The organism is Kiloniella spongiae (assembly GCF_001026905.1).
In the GTDB taxonomy this organism is placed as follows: Bacteria; Pseudomonadota; Alphaproteobacteria; order Kiloniellales; family Kiloniellaceae; genus Kiloniella; species Kiloniella spongiae.
Map to the genome: position 1 here is coordinate 127478 of NZ_LAQL01000010.1, position 19784 is coordinate 147261.

Below are 19784 nucleotides of genomic sequence, written 5' to 3' on the forward strand. Positions count from 1 at the left end.
TAACATCGATAAATAAAAATTGAATAGCATTCAAAATTCATGGCAACCTTATTACTTGATTAATCCATAAAATATTAAGGCCCAAATCATAATATTCGGGCCTTAAATCAAGAATTATCCAACAACAATCAATCTTAAAGTCTAGCTTGTATTTTTCGCTGATGTTTCGATTGCTTCCAGGAAAGAATATGCTGATGAACGGGCAGATAACAGAAGAAAATTATCGTCACCTTCATGTATGATCGTTGTTCCCAGATGCTCCATGATTGTTCTGGCAACAGCCCTAACGGGGAAAGCCGTCGGATGGATATCAAGCGGACAAATACGTTCCAACAAACAACGGCTATTGGCACCTGAAACTCGTATCATGACGTAGCTATCTGATTGATCCGTTAAGTACGCAGTATCATTTAAATAACTGTGTACGACTGTTGTCGCGGTATTTCCTGTGTAATCAAACATAAGAAAATACTGATCCTGAGCCATGCAGAACAAAACAGCGTTATCTTGCGCAGAAACAGACAATACACCGGCGTTTGGCAGTTCAATGTCGTAAGATTTTTTAAGTGCCTTGATCAGTTCTTTTTCACCATCTCTGGGAGCCACAATCGATACAATGGCCCTATCATTAACTTCGTTGATCGAAACACCAGGGAAATCGCGACTAAATCCATTCAAAGGTGTGTTGGCAGTAAGTGTGTAATCAGGCACGGAGACGCTCCCCTTCTGGATCAATAAAGTGCGCGGAGACAATTTCGACCTCAATCTCGCCCTCACGAATAGGGTCTGTAGCGCGTACAATCTCGCCTAACCGCTCGCTTCCTTGCTTGATAAAACCAAGACCAATGGAATGCCCAAGGCTCGGGGAATAGGCAACTGATGACATCCAACCTTCATCATTGACCATCTCGGCTGATTTGCCTTTCGCAATGAAGTGCGACCCAGCTTTAAGCTCGTCACTTCGATTTACTGGACGGAAACCAACAAGGCTTAACCCATCTTTTCGATTTAAATTTTCACGTTCAGAAAGCGTATTGCCGATACAGTCTTTTTTCTTGGAAACCATCCGCCCCATACCAAGATCTTGCGCCGTTGTTTGACCGTTAAGTTCATTGCCGGCTGCATGACCTTTTTCGATACGCATAACGCCGAGAGCTTCGGTACCATAGGCCGTGACATCAAATTCTTCACCCGCCGCCATCAAGGTACGCACCAAAGAATCACCATAACGGGTTGGAACAGCTATTTCGTATGCCAATTCACCTGAGAAGGATATTCTGAAAAGCCGTGCTGGAATACCGCCGCAAACGGTAACTTCGCCGCAAGCCATAAAGGGAAAAGCTTCGTTCGAAATATCATGATTACGATCAACAATCTTTTGTAAAAGCTTACGGGCATTTGGTCCTGCTACAGCAAACTGTGCATACTGTTCAGTGCTTGAAATCAGGTGCACATCCATGTTTGGCCACAAGCATTGGCGACAGAATTCCATATGTCTGAATACCCCCACAGCATTGGCTGTTGTCGTTGTCATAACAAAATGGTTTTCCGCAAAACGTGCTGATGTGCCATCATCCATCATGATACCATCTTCGCGTAACATGATGCCATAACGAACCTTACCGACAGGTAACTTGGCAAAAGCGTTCGCATAAACTTTGTTCAGGAACTCAGCAGCATCTTTACCTTGAATGTCAATTTTCCCAAGCGTGGTAACATCACAGACCCCGACAGAGGCTCTGGTTTGTGTAACTTCACGATCAACCGATTGCCGCCAATGAGTTTCACCCGCTTTGGGGAACCACTGCGCGCGATACCACATTCCGGCCTCAACAAAGACAGCTCCCTGCTCTTCAGCCCAGCTATGACTTGGTGTCAACCTTGAAGGCCTGAAGTCTTTCCCTCTGGCGCGCCCCGCAAGGGCACCAATTGCCACAGGCGTATAGGGAGGACGGAAAATTGTCGTGCCTGTTTCAGGGATAGATTTTCCCGTGCATTCTGCCATAACTGCCAAAGCAGGAATATTGGCGGTTTTACCCTGATCCGTAGCCATGCCAAGTGTTGTGTAACGCTTGAGGTGTTCTACAGCTCGGAAGCCTTCCTGATGCGATAGCTTGACGTCCTTTACGGTCACATCGTTCTGTAAATCCAACCACGCGCGCGCCTTGCTCTCTTTCACATGCCAAAAAGCTGATATGCCAACAGTCTCTTCGTCTGATTTGGCAGCAGTTTCTGTTGTTGGTTTAAAACCTAGATCACTTAGAGCCTTATTGCCGAGATTATGTCCATCCTGCAGAACAGATGACAGCGACAGATTACCAGCCGCGGCACCAGCAACCATCATTCCCAGAGGCAATTCGCCACCAGGTACAAAAGCAGCAATATCTTCGCGCCATGTCGGGCGACCACGCTGATGGCAGGTCAGTTGAACATTTGGGCTCCAGCCACCTGAAACAGCCAAACAATCCGTCGGAATTTTCTGACCATTTGATAGCGTGATTGATTTAATACCGTGTCGGCCCTGGGTATCGACGATACGTCCGCCCATAACCACAGCAGCACCATTCGGTACAGCGACAGGCGGTTGACCATCACGACTATCAATAACGGCCGTGATTTCAACGCCTTTTACCGCCAGATCGGTCGCGGTACGCCAACCATCGTCATTATTAGTAAAGACAGCAACTCTTTTGCCCGGAAGCGCACCCCATCGGTTAACATAGGCGCGAACGGCACCCGCCAACATAATGCCAGGTCGATCATTGTTACCAAAGGCGATTGGGCGCTCTGTAGATCCAGCACATAAAATAGTGCGTTTCGTATAAACCCGCCACAGGATCTGACGAGGTTTATTATTGGAAGATACTAAGTGATCCGTGACACGTTCCAAAGCACCTACAATACCATGATCATAAGCACCATATGCCGTTGTACGCGTCATCAAGCGAACGTTATCCATCGCTGACAATTCAGCGATTGCCTGTGTTGCCCATTCATAACCGCTTTGATCATTTACGGACAAGGTTTCCGCATTCAGGCGACCGCCCATACGGAAATCTTCATCCATCAGAATAACACGTGCCCCAGCCCGCCCAGCAGAAAGTGCGGCAGACAAACCAGACGGTCCAGCCCCGACAACAAGGACATCACAATGCAAAAAGCTCTTGTCATAGATATCCGGATCATCTTGTCCGGATAAGCGGCCTAGACCTGCCGCAGCCCGGATAACAGGCTCATAGAACTTTTCCCAGAAAGCTTTCGGCCACATAAAGGTTTTATAATAAAATCCCGCAGACAAGAATGAGGAAAAGAGATCATTCACAGCCATAAAATCATACTTCAACGACCCGCGATGGTTCTGACTTGTAGCCTCTAACCCCTGGAACAGTTCTGTAATTGTCGCACGGGTATTGGGTTCCTGATAGGCACCCGAACGAAGTTGTACCAATGCATTAGGTTCTTCCGATCCCGCTGAGAAAATCCCGCGAGGTCGATGGTATTTAAATGATCGACCAACCATTTTATGACCATTGGCCAAAAGAGCAGAAGCCAGAGTATCCCCGGCAAAGCCTTCAAGTGTTTGCCCGTTAAAAGTAAAATTGAGCTTTTGTGTACGATCTAGTAAACCGCCATCAATTCTGTTTATTTGACTCATTTTTCACCTCGGCCTGATTTTTTTGCCTGTTTGGCAAGCACGGCATCGCGGGCCAGTTCTACATTGGTAATATCATGGGTCAGGGTATTACGGGTCACGACTAACCAGGAACGATCCCCCTGCTCATGATACCAAAGCTCTTGGTGTTCTCCTGCGGGATTATCACGCAGATAGAGATAATCATGAAACAGTTCAGCCGCGTTATCGGCTTGCCAGTCAGGTCGCTCGATAAGGGACGCATCGCCTTTGTAAACAAATTCGGAAGCATCGCGAGGCCCCAGAAGAGGATGATTAATGATCATTTTCCGTGCTCCTAATGCAAGTTTGGTTGGGCGCCCATGCCCTTTTCATCAATCATCGCGCCGCGTTGGAAACGATCCAGTCGATATTCGGTCGCTACGGGATGTGGCTCATCTTTTGCCAAGAGGTGCGCATAACACCAGCCACTCGCTGGCGTTGCCTTGAAACCACCATAACACCAGCCGCCATTGAAATAGAGGCCATCAATATGCGTTTTATCGATAAAGGGGGATCCATCCATAGACATGTCCATCACACCACCCCACATACGGAGCAAACGGGCGCGGCCAATCATTGGCATCAATGCCATCCCTCCTTCACAAACGTCTTCAACAACAGGTAGATTCCCGCGTTGGGCATAGCTGTTGTAGCCATCAATATCACCGCCAAAGACCAAACCGCCTTTGTCTGATTGGGAAACATAAAAGTGGCCCGCACCAAAGGTTACAACACCGGGTAATATTGGCTTTAAACCCTCGGAAACAAAAGCCTGTAAGACATGACTTTCAATCGGCAACCGCATTCCAGCCATCGACATTACGCGGCTGGATGATCCGGCGACACACACCGCCACTTTCTTGGCTTTGATTGTTCCCTGACTGGTTTCAACACCGCTACAAACACCATTTTCAATCACCATGCCTGTTACTTCACAGTTTTGGATGATATCAACACCTCGACTATCCGCACCACGTGCATAGCCCCAGGCAACGGCATCATGACGAACGGTACCTCCGCGTGGCTGCAATAGACCACCTTTGATCGGGAAGCGGGCGTTTTCGAAATCCAAACAGGGATACATTTCACGTACGCCGTCCTGATCCAGCAAGACAGCATCAGCCCCGGCAAGCATCATGGCATTGCCGCGACGCGCATAGGCATCTCGCCCCGCATCATTATGGAAAAGATTTAAAATACCACGCTGAGACACCATGGCATTGTAATTGAAATCCTGTTCAAGATTTTCCCATAGCTTCATGGAAAACTCGTAAAAAGGCTCATTCCCCGGCAAAAGATAATTGGAACGTACAATTGTTGTATTACGCCCAACATTTCCGGAACCAATCCAACCTTTTTCAAGAACCGCAACGTTTGTTAGACCAAATTCTTTCGCAAGATAATATGCCGTTGCCAAGCCGTGACCACCGCCACCGACGATGACGACATCGTATTCTTTCTTCGGTTTCGGGGTTCGCCAGACAGGTTTCCAGCCTTTATGTCCAGTCAGCGCTTCTTTTATGACTTTAAAGCCAGAGTATTTTAAACCTCGGTGTTTCATCACACATTCTCATTTTTGTTCCTTTTTCTACTAGAACAGTGATATAAAAATTCAGATTTCAAAAAAAGGACACTTTATTACAAAATATGGACAATTATCCTTTACCCGAGCAAACCTATAAAATTGGCATATTACTGATCGATAATTTTGCCCTGATGTCCTATTCATCGGTCATAGAGCCTATACGTGCAGCTAACCTTCTTGGAAAAAAGCAACTCTATAAAGTTGATCATATTGCAGTCAAGAATGGACGCAAATCTGTTAGTTCGAGCGGTGCTGTAATACCTGCGACGACCACCATGTCAGAAAACACGGATTATGACCTGATACTCGTTGTCGCCGGCGGAGATCCATCCAGTTTTGGCGATGAGCAAACATTCCAATGGTTACGTAACAAAGCGCGACATGGAGTTCGGCTGGGCGGAGTTTCCGGTGGTCCTGTTATCCTTGCAAAAGCAGGCGTTATGAAAGGTTACAGAATGACGGTACACTGGGAACATGCCGCGGCACTCTCAGAAAACACACCTACATTGCTGCTTGAGCGAAGCCTTTACATCATGGATCGTGATCGCATTACCTGCGCTGGTGGCGTTGCTCCGTTGGATATGATGCATGCCTTACAAAGTGAAATTCACGGTCCAGAATTCGCTAGAAAAGTCAGTGACTGGTTTATCCATACGGATGTCAGACCGTCAGAAAATCCACAGAGATCCGGCATGATAGAACGATATGGTACTCATCATCCTTCTATCATCCAAACCCTGGAAATCATGGAAAACCATGTTGCAGATCCTTTGAACTTAAAACAACTCGCCTTATTATCCTCGATAAGTTCGCGCCAACTCAACAGAATTTTCATCGAAAAAATCGGACAGAGTACTATGACTGTCTACCGTAATTTACGATTGGAAAAGGCTTATAATCTTATTGAACAAACTGTACTTTCATTGACAGAAATTGCCCTTGCGACAGGATTTTCAAGTTCTGCACATTTCTCCAAATCTTTTCAGGAAAAATATGGTTCCCCCCCCTCATTCTATAGACAGAGCACTCAGCATAAGGTTCAATAATACTACCTGAATAACTTTGAACTCAAAGATAAAAAGGGAGTGAATTCAATATCGAATTCACTCCCCTTAAAGCAACATATTCAATAGGTTATATTTAATAATTCAAATCAAATTTTAACTCTAACGGTCTGCCCATTCTTTGACTTTCTCAACAATGGCCGCATTTACGGCAACACCATTTTTATCTGCATCAACGCGCGCTTCAAAGCGCTCTGCACCATGCAAGCGCGCCCCATCCTGACCAACAATTGCTTCGATCAAATGATCAACGCGTTGTGAGAATGCGCCACCAGAAGAAAGCTCTGGATCAATTGCAATAAAGAACTGCCCCGTTTTTGGCGGCCCACCGACAGGACCGGAAAATGGGCTCGCATCAATACCTAGGGTCGCCCCTGTCATAGCAGCCGCCATTAACTCTACCATCAAGGCTGTACCAAAACCTTTATAGCTACCACTAGGGATCATTGTCCCCTTTAAGGCAACATCTGGATCAGTCGTTGGTTCACCATCAGGTCCCAGTGCCCATCCTTCGGGAATAGCTTTGCCTTCACGGGCATGTTTCATGACTTCACTTTTAGCGATCACAGAAGCACTCTGATCAATCAGGATACGTGTTTCACCCGCAGCACCGGGAACCGCAACAGAGAAAGGATTAGTACCAACCACAGCTTTTTTCCCACCAACAGGTGCGACAGAAGCAGGTGCATTGGTAAAACCGATCCCCAGAAGGCCGTGTGATGCCAGACGATCTGTGTGATATCCAAGAATACCGCAGTTATAGGAATTACGTAATCCAAGTGCAGCAATTCCTTGTTCGCGAGCAGCTTTGAGCAACCATTCAAAACCAAGGTCAATTGCCGGATGAGCAAAACCTGTTTTAGCATCAGCAATTGCCAGTCCTGGACGGATAACATCCAGTTCAGGAACAGCAGCCCCATCAACCTTGCCACATTCAACATGCAAACAATAGGTTGGCACATAGGCCAGACCATGTGACGCAATACCATCTTGCTCGGTGGCCGCAACTGAACGCGCCAAAGAAGCCGCATTTGCTTCTGTTGTTCCCGCCGCAATCAAAGCCTTCAGAGCAAAAGCTTCAATTTCTGCTACACTCATCGTTACAGTTTCAACCATGTGTTCTTCCTTTTATTGTTCTTGTTTAATCATTTCGTTTTAAAGTTTAATCGTTATCACTCAGGCCTGCTCCCGCACCTTTGAGGCGAGATTCTTCTGTGGCCGGGACATAGGTTCTGGCGGCAAAGAACTGAAGATCTGTCCAGTTTTCAAAACTCAAGGGGACGCCTTGAACAACGCGCTCGATAATTGTCCCTGTCCCGGATTTCTCTGCCCTTAAATTCGATAGATCGGACTGAATCCCGGATACCGTAACTCGCTCAGCTTGTTCAACGCCAAGATCTTCAATAGTCCCCTGTTCAAGATACAGAACGTCAGGGGCAATAGTGATTTTCACGGCTCCCCCTGAAACTGAAAACCAGGAAACGGAAAACCCTTTACCAATTGCTTTTGCAGCGCGCCCCAGGATGGGGAGTATCAAGGCAGGGGAAGTAGCGGATTCCAGGGTTATTTCATGATTACCGAGTAAACGATCGGCCAAATCATTCAACGCACTGCCACTGATCACTGGGCACAGAGGGCCATTTGTCGTTTGCCAAATATCACTCTCCAGTGACTGAGGTCGCAAATCCCCATATTCTTTACCATCGTTCGTCTTCAACAATGAAAGCAGAAGGCAAACATTTGGTAAACCACGTGCAGCCAGCCAACGTGTCGCTTTTCCAGCTTCTTCGGCCAACCCCCAAGACATACCGGCCCCACGGGCCGCCTTACGCGCAGAAGCTTCGATTTCATTTAAGGAATAGCGTTCCATCACAAGCTCCCTTCTTTGCCAAGATCCATAGGGTACGCCCAATTATCCTCATCCATCGTTGCCAACTCGTGCGGATACGGAGCATTTTGGAACATGGTTATACGTACCCATCGATCAGAACGAGGATCAAAGCGTGTCGCGCCAAAGAAAGAAAGTTTACAACGCAAGAGATCAACTGGCAGCAAATCTTCCCCAATCAGATTGTCCTGAATTTCAGCATAAGGATAACGTTGAGTTAGCTGCACTCTTCGTGCAATCAGACGATGTTCCGGATAATCAATAAGAAAAGCACCAATCTTCTGATCCGATTGCGCATTCAGTAAATCTTTGTATAGACGCGCAGCATCCCGACCAATAGAAAGCGGTTGCTCCAGATTATCTCCTGGTTCTTCACCTCTCGAGCCCAACCGTGGTTCCAGTTTTTCTTCGGATACATACCAGAAGAAAACAGAGTTTGGATGATTGTCATAATCAACAGACAAAGCCCAGCTATAGTGTTTTTCCAATGCGACCAAGAGATCTGCAACACTTTGAGAACCATCAATACGGAAATTATCATTTTCTTCTGCATACATCACGGATGCATAGGCATCGACAATCTCGGCATGGGGCTCAAGCAACAAACTAACCAAAAGCTCCTGCCCTTCCAAAGATAGTTCAACCTCTCCCCAGCGATAGAGATTATCCCACGGAAGTTCATCAGCAACGAAAGTATCCAGAGACAGGGCACTTAGCTTTTCCAGATCACGCCGCAGTACAGTTACGCGCTCGGCTTGTCTTTCATCCACCGTAAACCAACGATCCAGAGATAAATGAGCACTTTCAAGATATACTTCATAGTGTTTTCTTGCTGCAGTGGTTATCGAGGGCAAAGCACGGATGCGGGCCAACGCGCTTTCACGCGCATGTATCCAACTGTGCAGCAATATTGGGTGATTGACTAGGAACGGTGCCATGCCCAAGCCAGTTGAGTTACCAACCCCCAGACTACGTCGAATTTCAGGGGCCAGTTTTACAGCTGTTTCAGGTGACCGATAGACTGCCATTTGCTCTACGTAATCAGATACAAAATTTCGAATGAGCCAAACCGCCAGCATTTCAGCACGGAACGGACCCAACATTTCGGAACGATTGGCAATACGGTCACGATCCGCCATACCAAGCTTACCATTTCCGTAAACGGCAGTTGTGCGCATCAGATAGCCAACTTTATTTAACTCGGCTTGATCCGGCTGTTTGCCCGCGGCCAGTTCACTGACAACGTATTCGAATAGGCGTACGCTTTTATTTGCGCGAGAGAGAACAAGCTCGCTCTCCAAACACCGGCCGGCTTCCTGCTTCGGAACATTCTGTGACAGACGCTCAATATCATCTTCACCGATAACACCATCATAAAGGGCAAAGGTCGTATCCCAGGCTTCGGCAATAACGCGATCAGACCGCTTTGATGGATCAAGATCATGGGCAAAGCAAACCATGCTATAACTGCGTTCAGGACCCTTTGCCAAATAGATGGCAACGCCTTCACCTTGTTCATTAATGCGCCAGATTGGACATTCAAAGGTCCAGTTATCACGCTTCAAACGACGCATTACTGCGCGCATAAAGCTCAATCTCGTTTGATGGAAAGAGCCCAGACGATCCAGTTTCATGACCTGTTGTGGCGGTCGGAGTGAAATCGAATTTGTGCTATTTAGTTGCGTAGTCACACAAACCTCCAATGAACGCTATAGTTATTCAGGAAAGAGACCTCTCTTCCCTGAATTAATGACAAAAACAGCCTAGGCTTCTGCAGCAATCGGCGATGTACTTTCCCGATCACGCTTTTCCAGCATACCCGCTATTTGCGGTGCAGCCCATAAGGATGGCAATAGCACCAGTGAAACAGGAACGGCAGTTACAACAATAAAGGATTGCAGTGCACTGACGCCCCCTGATCCCAACGAGATCAAAATGATTGCCATAACGCCCATCGCAATACCCCAGAACACACGAACAGGTGTGCTTGGTGTATCGCTGTCGGACATCGCAACAGAAATACAATAGGTCATTGAATCACCCGTTGTCGCGACAAAAACAGTTGTCAGAATAAGGAACAGAACAGAAATCAGGAACCCGGCGGGAAGCTGTTTGGTAATTGCCAACAGCGCTGCTGGTAAATTAAAGCCTTCAAATGCTCCAGAAACAGAACCAGGATTAGCAAGTTCGAAAGCAATGCCTGAACCACCAACAATAGTGAACCAGAAACAGGTTACCACAGGGGCAATGATTGACAGCATAACCACGATCTGACGAATTGACCGCCCACGGGATACACGGGCAATAAACATCGCCATCAATGGACCATACCCTAAGAACCATCCCCAGAAGAAGACTGTCCACCAACCAAGCCATCCACTTTCAGCACGGAACATTGCCATCGGGATAAACTTGTCAACATAAATACCAAAACTATGAACAAAGCTATCCACAATAAAGGCTGTCGGACCAAAGAAGAACATGAAGATCAACAGTGCACACGCCAGAATGACATTGAACCTGCTGAGGATTTGAATTCCTTTGTTTACACCTGTAACCGCAGAAGCCGTGTAAAGTCCGACCAGAACGGCAATAACAACAGCTTGAGAGGTAAATCCATCTGAGAGACCAAAAAGGTCCTGAAGACCATAACTGACTTGCAGGCCAAGGAAACCAATGGGACCAACAGTTCCAGCAACAACCGCGATAATACAAGAAGCATCAGCAATAAGACCAATAGGACCTTTAAGAGCGCGTTCTTTAAAAACCGGGTAAAGCAAGGTACGCGGGGCAAGTGGCAAACCTTTTTCGTAATGATAATACATCAAAACGACAGTCGTCAGCGCACCAAGAATTGCCCATGCCAGAAAACCCCAGTGCATAAAGGCCTGTGCCAATGCAGGATAAGCTGCTTCAGCTGTTTTCGCTTCGACACCGAAGAGAGGTGGTGGGGAAAGAAAATGTGCCATTGGCTCACCAGCAGCCCAGAAAACACCGCCACCTGCCAGCAAGGTACACATGATCATGGCACCCCATTGGAAAACAGTAAACTCTGGCTTATCTAACTTCCCGAGAACCACAGAACCACGTCCACTAAAGGCCATAAAAAGGCCAATAATAAACGTAAGCAAAAGCAATACCTGCCAATAGGCACCAAAAATCTGAACAGACCAGCCAAAACCCGCGTTGACCAACTCTTTCAAAAGATCAATATCAATCAGTGCCAAGCCGCAAAACACCGCAATAAAGCCGCCGGTAACAGCAAAAAGGGGAATATTGACCCCTTTGAGAACACTGTCCCCAGTCGTTGACGTATACGCCATTTAAGTTACTCCCTAAGTATCATAATTAAGCAGCGCGAACGGTTCCAATGTTATTCCCATTGGTTATCCCCTCACACTGTACTAATGGTCAGTTATTAAACCTATGGCCTATTCAGGCCGTTGTGGGCCAAACGAGTTTTCATAAAATGAAAACCAGTTCATACCCATAATCTGTGCAGTTTCTTCTTGTGAAAAACCAACATCCCGCAATCCAGTAGCAAGGTTGGGAAAATCTCTGTTATCTCTGAACCAGGTTGGCATATCAGGAAAACCGGGATTAGACGCAGAGCCCTCGCCGTAATCAATGGTCTTGGTCCATCGGCCAACACGCATCCATTCAACGATTGAATCCGGCTGATCCTGACAAAGATCGCTGCCAATGCCGATGCTTTCAACACCAATCATTTCGGCTGTTTTAGCAATCATTGTACAGAATTCTTCAAGCGTGCAGTCACTCTTACCTTTTAGATGATGAGGATAGAGTGAAAACCCAACCATACCGCCGGATTGTGCCAATGCCTTCAAAACCGCATCAGATTTGTTGCGCAAAGCCGGATGCCAGAAACTTGGGTTAGCATGGGTGATTGCAATCGGACGTTCGGAAATTTCAATAGCTTCAAGGGTTGAACGTTCCGCAGAATGAGACATATCAACCACAAGGCCAACACGGTTCATTTCCTTGATTACCTGCTTGCCCATCCGAGTAATTCCCGGATCTTCAGCTTCATAACATCCTGTCGCCAACAATGATTGGTTATTGTAGGACAGTTGCATAAAACGCGCGCCGAGTGTGTGGCAAATCTCGACCAGCCCAATATCATCTTCAATCGGGGAACAATTCTGAAATCCAAAGAAAATAGCTGTGCGACCACTTTCATTCGCACGACGAATATCATCCGCCGTGCGACCGTGAATAATCAAATTATCATGCAGTTCGAAAAAACGGTTCCACTGTTCAACATTGATTACGGTTTCGCGAAACATCTCGTGATAACAGATTGTGGCATGAACGGCATCAACACCACCTTCACGCATTTGGGCAAAAGTCTTTTCTGACCAATTACAGTATTGAAGACAGTCAATCACATATGAGTTTTTGTCGCTCATGCCTATATCTCCTACATTTGTCCTATTATTTTGGGGCCTATTATTTTGGGGCCTATTACTCTGGTGAACCTGAACTGATGTAGGATGTTTTAACCTGCGTATAGAACTCGGCTGCGTAAGAGCCTTGTTCACGAGGACCGTAACTTGAATCACCACGGCCACCAAAAGGCACATGATAATCAGTACCTGCTGTTGGCAGGTTGATCATCACACAGCCTGTACGACTGTTTCGGCGATAGTGATTAGCACGCGCAAGAGAGTTCGTCATGATGCCAGATGTCAAACCAAATCTTGTGTCATTAGAAACGCTTAGTGCTTCATCATAAGATCCTACTTTAATAACACAGGCAATTGGAGCGAACATTTCTTCCCGATTGATTTTCATGGAATTGTCACCGTTAATGAACAAAGCCGGAGACATGAAATATCCCTCAGTCGCCATGTCCAAGCGATCTCCACCACAAACCAGTTCACAACCTTCCTCCTTTGCCAGTTTCATGTAAGCAAGGTTGGAATTAAGCTGTGTCTCGCTGACAACAGGGCCGAGTTGTGTGCCCTCGGCCAAAGCGTGTCCGACTTTCATGGCTTTAGTTGCTGCACTTGCTTTTTCAACAAATGCATCGTGAATTTTTTCATGAACAATCAAACGAGACGAAGCTGTACACTTCTGACCTGTACCGCCGAAGGCACCGCCAACAGCACAAGAAACCGCCAGATCCAAATCGGCATCATCCATAACGACCAACGGGTTCTTTGACCCCATTTCCATCTGGACTTTGGTCATGTTTGCCATAGCAGACGCAGCAATACCGCGGCCAACATCAACAGAGCCTGTGAATGAAATAGCGTCAACACCCGCACTTTCAACAAGGCGTTGGCCAACGGAAGAACCTCCGCCCATTACCAGATTGAAAAGTCCCTTTGGTAGATCATGACGAGAAAAGATCTCTGCCAATGCCCAAGCACTTGCCGGGGTCAGGTTCGCAGGTTTCCAAACAACCGCGTTACCATATGCCAATGCTGGCGCGATCTTCCATGTCGCGGTTGCTGTCGGAAAGTTCCAAGGGGAAATAATAGCAACCACACCAACGGGTTCGCGGCGAACATCAATTTCAATACCGTCGCGCACTGAATCAGCAGTATCGCCCATTTGACGAAGTACTTCAGCTGCATAATAAGTAAAGAACTGCCCTGCACGGAAGATTTCTCCCTTGCCTTCTGCAAGCGGTTTGCCTTCTTCGCGAGAAAGCAGTTCACCCAACTCAGCAGCACGGTTTTTCATTTCTTCGCCAATAGACATCAAAACGTTATAGCGTTTTTCCAACCCAGTTGCGGCCCAAACCTTTTGTGCCTGTCTGGCTGCATCCAGTGCAGTATCCAGCTGCGCACTGCTTGCCTGCGCGTATTCACCGATAACGTCTGACAAATCAGATGGGTTTATGTTTTTGATATAGTTATCAGCGGCAACCCATTCACCAGCGATATAATTGGAAAAATTGGACATGATTACCTTCTCATTTCAATCAACACAGCAGGCTTTTCAATCACGACAATCGAAAGAGGCCCAGTAAAAAATTCTGAAAACATTTCCGCAAAATTTGCAACTTTCGTCAAATTCAAATAATTTAGGAAAACTTCAATTTTATTGAATAAGGAAAAATAACGATGGCGATCACACTTGCCATGCTCAAAACCTTTGTTTCTGTTGCAGAAAACGGGTCTTTGATGGAAGCAGCAAAACAGTTGGGCAGAACACCATCAGCTGTTTCCATGGCTCTTAAACAGCTTGAGATCGAATTTGATACTCAACTTTTCTCTGGCGAGCGTAAAGGTAATTTAACACCTACCGGTATTTTTGCTTTGGAACAGGCCCGTAATTTAACCGATCAATGCGACGAAGTTTTTTCCGCGATCAGAGCTTACGCAAAAAATGAAATCGGGTATATTTCACTGGCCTGTGTTCCATCCGTTGCAGAACATATTTTACCACAGGTGATAAAGGCATTCCACGCCCAATGGCCAAAAGTAGAAATAGAAATTCGGGATGCTGATTCACGCAGTGTTATCAACGCAGTTCACAGCGGACGAGTTCAATTCGGCGTCGCAAGTCTCGCAAAAAAACTGCCCGGTATTGAATTTACCCCACTATTCCAAGACAGTCTTGGCCTTGTGAGTAGTGCAGATGATGCTCCCCCAAAACCGAGTAAGAATATCAGTAACAAGAAATTGGCATTATTCCTAAAAGACAAGAAACTGCTCCTGAACAGTATAACGCAATCAATCACTCTTCCTGAAATACTGGAAAACCAAGAAAATAGCCGAATTACCGTACATAACGTAACATCCGTTCTTGCACTGGTAAAAGCCGGCGCAGGCGTAACCGTACTTCCCAGGCTGCTGGTTCCGGAAACAGATACATCTTTGAATTTTATCCCTTTTGCCGATGAAAAGTTACGGCGCACAGTTGGCCTCTTCCAGAGAAATGGCTCTCTTTTATCACCAGCTGCTCTGTCTCTCGTCGAAAAAATACACACTCGTATCTCTGAAATAGAGCACAATATAGGGGGAAATTTTACGAAATTAAACTTATCAGGATCAGCCTAAATTATAGATGTATGTGTAAATATTCTTGTATTAAGAATGCACATAAATAACGTCAGTTTTCATACCAAGGCATCTTTTATAAATTGCTGTAACTATCTTTGATGCTATTGCTGTTTTTTCGCCTTAGCCACAGGTGGCGTTTTGTAATGTTCCATCCATTGATCTTCCAGACATAAAATTACAGAGGTTTGGCTTTTATTTACCCTTTATTATATATAAAGAGGTTCTTTTTTTCAAATAAGTGTTAGTAAACTCTCAAAGTTGTGACCACACCGGGGCACACAAAACGCCAAACATAAATCTAGTTTGTACCTATAAATTACCCATACATTTGACGAAAAAAAGAGAGAGCCAAAACTCTCTCTTAAAAGTTACGACAGGGTTAATTCTTACTCAAACTGTCCCTCCTAGAGACCCTTCCAAGGTTGCAAGCTCCTGACCGCCGGCCATCATATCCTGTAATTCTTCTGGCGAGACATCACCCCGACTTGCGGTTCCAAATGTTTTGCCTCTATTCAGAACCGTAAAACGATCACCGACCGCCATCGCGTGACGTACGTTATGAGTAATAAAAACAACCGCAACACCAAGCTTTCGCACCATGTTAATTGTCGCCAAGACATTTGATGTCTGACGCACGCCAAGAGCAGAGGTTGGCTCATCAAGAATAAGAACCTTTGCCCCAAAATACACAGCACGGGCAATCGCAACCGTTTGGCGCTCGCCCCCCGACAAAGTACCCACGGCTTGATCCGGTCCACGGAGATTGATACCCATCTTACTCATTTCGGACATCGTAATTTCGTTGGCACGTTTATGATCAAAGAACTTCAGGGGACCAATATTACGGATTGGCTCGTTCCCCATAAAAAAATTACGACTGACCGACATCAAAGGGATCATCGCCAAATCTTGATAGACCGTTGCAATACCGGCAGAGATCGCATCACGTGGTCTTTGAAAGTTCATCGGCTTACCCTCAAAAAGGATTTCTCCCTTTGTAGCCTTATGAACACCGGACATAGTTTTAATAAAGGTGGATTTACCAGCCCCATTATCCCCTAATAAACAATGACACTCTCCCTGATGTACATCTACGGATACACCAGCCAACGCGATCACAGGACCAAAGTGTTTTTCGATATCTTTCATCTGCAGAATAGGTGACGACATCTTATCTCTCCCCCGTGATCATACGGCGGATATAGGTATTAAGCACAACAGCGAGAAGTAGAATGATGCCAAGGAAGACACGGAACAAAGAGCTCTCGACACCAGCAAAGAACAATCCTTGCTGCACGACACCAAAGATCAAAGCACCAAGTGCAGCACCTAGAACAGAACCATAACCTCCTGTAAGAAGAGCGCCTCCAATCACAACAGAGATAATCGCTTCAAACTCTTTCAAGACACCTCTGTCTGCACCAGCGGAACCAAATTCCATCACCTGGCAGGTTGCAAAAACAGTGGCACAGAAAGCAGTGAACATAAACATCAATATTTTAACACGGCTTACAGGGACACCAACATAACGTGCAGCCTGTGCATCACCACCTGCGGCAAAGATCCAGTTCCCAAAGCGGGTTTTTGTCAATAGAATGTGACCAAATATGATCAAGCCAATTGCCCAAACCACCAGCATTGGAACACCATCAACAACTGGTTGACCTGCCTTCACGCCGCGCTCAAAGGTGGAGATAACACCAGCGTCCCCCAACCATTGGAAAACCCCGGTCAGTACTTTTCCGCCAAAAAGACTTGCAAGCCAATCCCCCTCGGCCACATCACGGATACCGCCAATAATGGTTTTACGTTCAAGGGTTTGGGGAAGGAAAATGGTAAAGCCGCGCAGGATAAACAACAACGCGAGCGTCACAATAAAACTCGGCAATCCGGTTTTTATAACAATGTACCCGTTCAAAGCCCCGATACCGATACAGAGGATAAAGGTAACAATAATTGCAAACCAGATCGGCCACCCTAACGTGACACCAAAAATGGCAATCATCATGCCTGCAAACCCGATCATTGACCCCATTGAAAGATCAAATTCACCGGAAATCATCAAAAGACATGCACCAACAGCAATAATAGCAAATTGTGCCGAAACAAGTGTCCAGTTCAGAACACCTTGCGATGTAAACATCCCGGAATCAAAAGCCGTCAGCAGAAAGAATGTAAACACAAGAACGGTTCCACACATTCCCCCTAATTCGGGACGAACCAGTGCTTTCCGTAAAGAAGATCTCTCTTTTATTCTTTCATCAGCGACAGGTGCGGGAGAAGGATTGCTCGTGACCATAAAGAGCCTCATCAATAAAAAATACGCAGAAACGACCACACAAAGGTGGCCGTTTCTGACTTAGCGTTTTAGCGATATTCGCCTGCGAATTTTTCAACAAGTTCCAGACCATCAGCTGTTACAAAGCCCGGACCAGAGTTGATGTTATTCCCCGGCAACACACCATAGCGGTCATAGTTTGTCAGAATAACAACAGGCAGATAAGCCTGTAGGAACGGTTGCTGATCAATACCCCATTTGATGATGCCAGACTTAATGCCTTTGACAATTTCATCACCTAGATCAAAAGTACCGAAGTAAATGTCACCCGCCATGCCATTTTCCTGCAACGCCAGAATTGTTGGGTCAGCAGAGGTCGGACCTAGTGTCAGAACCGCATCTGTATCCGGATTAGCCGCAAGATAAGCCAAGACACGGTTTTTAATTTCAGCCGGATCCTGCCCGCTATCAATCATGGAACTGCCAAGCGGAACGCCCAAACCATCAGCAAAGCCACGACAGCGTTCGGCAACAACTGTGTTAGAAATCACGTGGTTGACGCAGACAAAAGATTTCACGCCATCTGATTTGGCACGAAGACCAGCTGCATAGCCTGCATCATATTCGGGCTGTCCCACAAACATCAATGCACCGACTTCACGTGTTTGTTCTGCCGTGCCAGAGTTCATAATAATGACATTAATCCCCTGATCTACAGCCGAACGAATTGGACCGCTGAGAACATCATAATCAGCAAGAGTTGTAATAATGCCATTCGGATTAGAAGCAGCAGCCTGTTCGATGATACGTGCCATATCAGCAAGATCCCCAGTCGGCGGATTGCGGTATTCGACAGTAACATCCATTTGCTCACCAGCAAGCGCGATGCCGTTCTTGATTGTATTCCACCAGCTATCGCTGTCTGGCGCATGACTGACCAGAATATACTTTTCCCCCTCGGCCGAAGCTGTTGTTGCCCCGAGCAACGGTGCAACAACAAATGCTGTGGCCAAGACCAAACTTTTAAATAGTGGTTTCATTGTTTACTCCCTTTTTGAATGTATTTTGTATTTTTATTCATAGACAGTTCGTGGGACGGTTCGTGCCGTTTCTTTTTTCTTTCTTATCTTATTCATAGTTTTTTAATTTTTGCAACCGGTTGCAAAAATTAAAAAACTTTCGTACTGTTATTTCAAACTTTTTACGCTAAACATAGGGCGATTACAGACCACTGGAGAACGGATTTATATGGCTGCAACGTTAAAGGAAGTTGCCAAACACGCAGGTGTATCGACATCGGCTGTGTCTAGAACCTTTACGCCGGGAGCTTCCGTTTCTGATAAAATGCGTAGGCGGGTCGAAAAAGCAGCACGAGAACTTGGCTACAGCCCTAACCTTCTGGCTAGAAGTTTAACAACACGGCGAACGAAGTTAATCGGGTTGGTCTCAAACAACTTTCACAACCCTATTTTTCTTCAAGTCTTTGATCTCTTCACGCGTGGCTTGCAAGCACGTGGCCTGAGGCCATTGCTCGTCAATCTTTCGGACGAAACCGATCCCGAAAGCTCCATCCGTATGTTACGCCAGTATTCAGTTGATGGTGTAATCGTTGCCTCATCAACACTATTACCCGGTTTCGCAAAAGCTTTCAGGGATGCCGGGGTTCCGGTTGTTCATTCCTTTGGTCGCTATTCAAGCTCTCCTGAAATTCACGTGGTTGGCATCGACAACGTGGAATGTGGCCGGATGGCTGCGCGGGAACTGGTTAATCGTGGTTATAAAAAAGTTGGATTTCTTGGCGGTCCCGATACGGCAACGTCAACTCAGGATCGTTTTACCGGCTTTAAAGAAGAAATAAGCCTTCACCCTCAAATCGATTTTAAATACAGCTTTTCTGCGGCCTATTCATTTGATGCCGGTCGGGATGAAATGACGCGCCTTTTAGAGCGATCACCTCAGGATGCTTATTTTTGTGGAGATGACATTCTGTCAATCGGCGCCTTAACCGCCTTAAAGTTAGCTGGCCTTTCTGCCCCACAAGATATTGGAATTATTGGCCTAAACGATATGGAAATGGCCCGGTGGGAAAACATTGACCTGACAACAATCCGACAACCTGTGAACGAGATCATCAACTCTTCTATTGAACTAATAACTGCAATGCTCGACGACCCGGATCGTTATCCTGAATCACGCTTGTTCCCCTGTCGTGTTATTGAACGAGGGACGCTAAGGCCCCTCGTCTAATTAACACTTTAC

16 protein-coding genes are annotated in these 19784 nt (G+C 46.2%); 3 read left to right on the forward strand and 13 right to left on the reverse strand.

Annotated features, from left to right (window positions below):
• Positions 1 to 141 precede the first annotated feature (141 nt).
• From WH96_RS15730 to WH96_RS15745, 4 genes are read right to left on the reverse strand one after another with little or no spacing between them, the layout of a single operon-like run.
• Complete coding sequence (locus tag WH96_RS15730; RefSeq protein WP_047765160.1) at positions 142 to 711, reverse strand: sarcosine oxidase subunit gamma; 570 nt, start codon at positions 709 to 711, stop codon at positions 142 to 144.
• On the reverse strand, positions 704 to 3655 hold the full coding sequence (locus WH96_RS15735) for a sarcosine oxidase subunit alpha family protein (RefSeq protein WP_047765161.1): 2952 nt from the start codon (positions 3653 to 3655) through the stop codon (positions 704 to 706). The genes WH96_RS15730 and WH96_RS15735 overlap by 8 nt, the downstream gene beginning before the upstream one ends.
• On the reverse strand, positions 3652 to 3957 hold the full coding sequence (locus WH96_RS15740) for a sarcosine oxidase subunit delta (protein WP_047765162.1): 306 nt from the start codon (positions 3955 to 3957) through the stop codon (positions 3652 to 3654). Before WH96_RS15740 ends, WH96_RS15735 begins: the two co-directional genes overlap by 4 nt.
• Before the next feature lie 11 nt (positions 3958 to 3968).
• Entirely contained in the window at positions 3969 to 5234 is a 1266-nt protein-coding gene (locus WH96_RS15745; protein WP_047765163.1) for a sarcosine oxidase subunit beta family protein, read from the reverse strand.
• Between the two features lie 86 nt (positions 5235 to 5320).
• Between WH96_RS15745 and WH96_RS15750 the strand changes: the two genes are divergently transcribed.
• Positions 5321 to 6304 (forward strand): GlxA family transcriptional regulator, encoded by a 984-nt coding sequence (locus WH96_RS15750; protein WP_047765164.1) that lies wholly within the window; start codon positions 5321 to 5323, stop codon positions 6302 to 6304.
• A 120-nt stretch (positions 6305 to 6424) separates the two neighbouring features.
• Here WH96_RS15750 and WH96_RS15755 read toward each other — a convergent pair whose 3' ends face one another.
• The 6 genes from WH96_RS15755 to WH96_RS15780 form a co-directional block, all read right to left on the reverse strand.
• Complete coding sequence (locus tag WH96_RS15755) at positions 6425 to 7438, reverse strand: Ldh family oxidoreductase (RefSeq protein ID WP_047765165.1); 1014 nt, start codon at positions 7436 to 7438, stop codon at positions 6425 to 6427.
• 46 nt (positions 7439 to 7484) lie between these two features.
• Positions 7485 to 8192, reverse strand: a complete 708-nt coding sequence (locus WH96_RS15760; RefSeq protein ID WP_047765166.1) for a DUF3726 domain-containing protein — start codon at positions 8190 to 8192, stop codon at positions 7485 to 7487.
• Entirely contained in the window at positions 8192 to 9901 is a 1710-nt protein-coding gene (locus WH96_RS15765) for a hypothetical protein (RefSeq protein ID WP_204248215.1), read from the reverse strand. Before WH96_RS15765 ends, WH96_RS15760 begins: the two co-directional genes overlap by 1 nt.
• Positions 9902 to 9973: 72 nt before the next feature.
• Positions 9974 to 11533, reverse strand: a complete 1560-nt coding sequence (locus WH96_RS15770) for a BCCT family transporter (RefSeq protein WP_047765167.1) — start codon at positions 11531 to 11533, stop codon at positions 9974 to 9976.
• Positions 11534 to 11641: 108 nt separating this feature from the next.
• Positions 11642 to 12640, reverse strand: coding sequence for a membrane dipeptidase (locus WH96_RS15775; RefSeq protein ID WP_047765168.1), 999 nt, complete (start codon positions 12638 to 12640; stop codon positions 11642 to 11644).
• Between the two features lie 55 nt (positions 12641 to 12695).
• Complete coding sequence (locus WH96_RS15780) at positions 12696 to 14144, reverse strand: aldehyde dehydrogenase family protein (protein ID WP_047765169.1); 1449 nt, start codon at positions 14142 to 14144, stop codon at positions 12696 to 12698.
• Positions 14145 to 14305: 161 nt separating this feature from the next.
• On the opposite strand from WH96_RS15780, the gene WH96_RS15785 reads away from it, so the two are divergent.
• Positions 14306 to 15244: a LysR family transcriptional regulator gene (locus WH96_RS15785; RefSeq protein WP_047765170.1), complete on the forward strand. Its 939-nt coding sequence runs from the start codon at positions 14306 to 14308 to the stop codon at positions 15242 to 15244.
• 393 nt (positions 15245 to 15637) lie between these two features.
• Here WH96_RS15785 and WH96_RS15790 read toward each other — a convergent pair whose 3' ends face one another.
• The 3 genes from WH96_RS15790 to WH96_RS15800 all read right to left on the reverse strand — a co-directional run bounded on the left by WH96_RS15790 (position 15638) and on the right by WH96_RS15800 (position 18565).
• Positions 15638 to 16417, reverse strand: a complete 780-nt coding sequence (locus WH96_RS15790; protein WP_047765171.1) for an ATP-binding cassette domain-containing protein — start codon at positions 16415 to 16417, stop codon at positions 15638 to 15640.
• Position 16418: 1 nt separating this feature from the next.
• Complete coding sequence (locus tag WH96_RS15795; RefSeq protein WP_047765172.1) at positions 16419 to 17546, reverse strand: ABC transporter permease; 1128 nt, start codon at positions 17544 to 17546, stop codon at positions 16419 to 16421.
• Between the two features lie 68 nt (positions 17547 to 17614).
• A complete protein-coding gene (locus WH96_RS15800; protein WP_047765173.1) occupies positions 17615 to 18565 on the reverse strand; it encodes a sugar ABC transporter substrate-binding protein in 951 nt (316 codons plus the stop codon).
• 208 nt (positions 18566 to 18773) lie between these two features.
• On the opposite strand from WH96_RS15800, the gene WH96_RS15805 reads away from it, so the two are divergent.
• Positions 18774 to 19772 (forward strand): LacI family DNA-binding transcriptional regulator, encoded by a 999-nt coding sequence (locus WH96_RS15805; RefSeq protein ID WP_047765174.1) that lies wholly within the window; start codon positions 18774 to 18776, stop codon positions 19770 to 19772.
• Positions 19773 to 19784 lie beyond the last annotated feature (12 nt).

Excerpts from the sequence above, each read along its gene's own strand:
- WH96_RS15735 (WP_047765161.1), bottom strand. The coding sequence starts at position 3,655 with ATGAGTCAAATAAACAGAATTGATGGCGGTTTACTAGATCGTACACAA.
- WH96_RS15740 (WP_047765162.1), bottom strand. The coding sequence starts at position 3,957 with ATGATCATTAATCATCCTCTTCTGGGGCCTCGCGATGCTTCCGAATTT.
- WH96_RS15745 (WP_047765163.1), bottom strand. The coding sequence starts at position 5,234 with ATGAAACACCGAGGTTTAAAATACTCTGGCTTTAAAGTCATAAAAGAA.
- WH96_RS15750 (WP_047765164.1), top strand. The coding sequence starts at position 5,321 with ATGGACAATTATCCTTTACCCGAGCAAACCTATAAAATTGGCATATTA.
- WH96_RS15755 (WP_047765165.1), bottom strand. The coding sequence starts at position 7,438 with ATGGTTGAAACTGTAACGATGAGTGTAGCAGAAATTGAAGCTTTTGCT.
- WH96_RS15760 (WP_047765166.1), bottom strand. The coding sequence starts at position 8,192 with ATGGAACGCTATTCCTTAAATGAAATCGAAGCTTCTGCGCGTAAGGCG.
- WH96_RS15770 (WP_047765167.1), bottom strand. The coding sequence starts at position 11,533 with ATGGCGTATACGTCAACGACTGGGGACAGTGTTCTCAAAGGGGTCAAT.
- WH96_RS15775 (WP_047765168.1), bottom strand. The coding sequence starts at position 12,640 with ATGAGCGACAAAAACTCATATGTGATTGACTGTCTTCAATACTGTAAT.
- WH96_RS15780 (WP_047765169.1), bottom strand. The coding sequence starts at position 14,144 with ATGTCCAATTTTTCCAATTATATCGCTGGTGAATGGGTTGCCGCTGAT.
- WH96_RS15785 (WP_047765170.1), top strand. The coding sequence starts at position 14,306 with ATGGCGATCACACTTGCCATGCTCAAAACCTTTGTTTCTGTTGCAGAA.
- WH96_RS15790 (WP_047765171.1), bottom strand. The coding sequence starts at position 16,417 with ATGTCGTCACCTATTCTGCAGATGAAAGATATCGAAAAACACTTTGGT.
- WH96_RS15795 (WP_047765172.1), bottom strand. The coding sequence starts at position 17,546 with ATGGTCACGAGCAATCCTTCTCCCGCACCTGTCGCTGATGAAAGAATA.
- WH96_RS15800 (WP_047765173.1), bottom strand. The coding sequence starts at position 18,565 with ATGAAACCACTATTTAAAAGTTTGGTCTTGGCCACAGCATTTGTTGTT.
- WH96_RS15805 (WP_047765174.1), top strand. The coding sequence starts at position 18,774 with ATGGCTGCAACGTTAAAGGAAGTTGCCAAACACGCAGGTGTATCGACA.